The organism is Cupriavidus basilensis OR16, from assembly GCF_000243095.1.
Taxonomy (GTDB): domain Bacteria; phylum Pseudomonadota; class Gammaproteobacteria; order Burkholderiales; family Burkholderiaceae; genus Cupriavidus; species Cupriavidus basilensis_D.
In genome coordinates, this window is the sequence record NZ_AHJE01000122.1 from 1 (window position 1) to 1,324 (window position 1,324).

Here is a 1,324-nt window from a genome sequence, read left to right on the forward strand (position 1 = left end):
CAGTACTTCGCCGTGCGGAACAACGCTTCGGCATAGGCGTTGTCGTTGCTCACCCTGGGCCGGCTGTAGGACGGCACCACGCCCAAGTCATACATCGTCGCCAGCATGCTCGCCCCCTTCATGGCCGTGCCGTTGTCCGAGTGCAGCACCAGCGGCCGGCCCGCCGTCTGTTCCCGCAAACAACCGTGCATCAGCAGACGGCTGGCATGCTCGGCCGACTCGCTCTCATGCACCTCGTTGGCGACCAGTTTGCGGCTGTAGATGTCCTTCATCATGTACCAGTAAAAGAACCGCCCCTTGACCGTGGTCGGCAGCCAGGTGATGTCCCAGCACCACACCTGGTTCGGACCTTCGGCCCGATGCGTCGTCAGCGGACGAGCGCTCGGGGTCTTGCTGCGGCCACGCCGTCTGCCTTGTCCCGCTGCTTTCAAGACCCGGTAGAACGTCGATTCCGACGCCATGTAGATCCCTTCGTCCGCTAGCTTCGGCACGATCTGGTGCGGCGTCAGGCTGGTATAGCCAGGCTGGTTCGCCGCCCTCAGCAACGCCTGCCGTTCCGCTTCGCTGAGCTTGTTGGCAGGCGCGTCGCGACGCGCCTCAAGCCGCTTGTCGGCGCGAACATGCCGCCAGCGCTGCAAGGTCCGCTCGGTCAAGCCAAGCGCCTCGCAGGCCTTCTCCTGCCGGGCCCCAGCGCTCACCGCTTCATCGATCAACTGTATGGCTTCCAAGCGATCCGGGGTGCTGATCAGTCTTCCTCGTCCCGTCCCCAGATCGCTGCGGCTTTTTTTTGCAGAACCAGCAGCGCTGCCGTCTCCGCCAGCGCCGCATTCTTGCGCTTGAGCTCGCGCTCCAGTTCACGCACGCGCTTGCGCGCCGCTTCGTCTTCCCGGCGCTCCACCAGCGTTCGCTTGGCCGGAGCAGATCCGGCATTGGCCTGTTCGCACGCCGTGCGCCATTGCCGGATCTGCTCCGGCTGGATGCCCTTCATCCGGCAGTATTCCGACAGCTCCGCCTCACTCAGCGGCGCCGTCTCCAGCACCACACGAAACTTGTCCGCGCTGGACCATTGATCACTTTGCTTCCCGTCACCCGGCACAATTCTTCCTGCAGCTCTCGCCATCTCGCGCCAAGTCCGCAAGGTCACTGTCGTGATCCCTGTGGCCTTGGCCAACTCCACTACGGACCGGTTCAGCGGTGGCATCATCTGCTCAACCACCCACTCCCGGCGCTCCGCCGTATATCGCTTCATCTTCCAGTCGCACACCGCCCTCCATTTTGCTTCATCAAAGAAGACCGAGGCGACAAGTATCCTGACATGGAGGGC

Annotated in this window: 2 protein-coding genes; both read right to left on the reverse strand. The window is 63.5% G+C overall.

Features of this window, described 5'->3' with window-relative positions:
* On the reverse strand, positions 1 to 728 hold a 728-nt coding region (locus OR16_RS33830; protein WP_006163341.1), incomplete at its 3' end, for a DDE-type integrase/transposase/recombinase.
* A gap of 17 nt (positions 729 to 745) precedes the next feature.
* On the reverse strand, positions 746 to 1,324 hold a 579-nt coding region (locus OR16_RS43820), incomplete at its 5' end, for a transposase (RefSeq protein ID WP_006163342.1).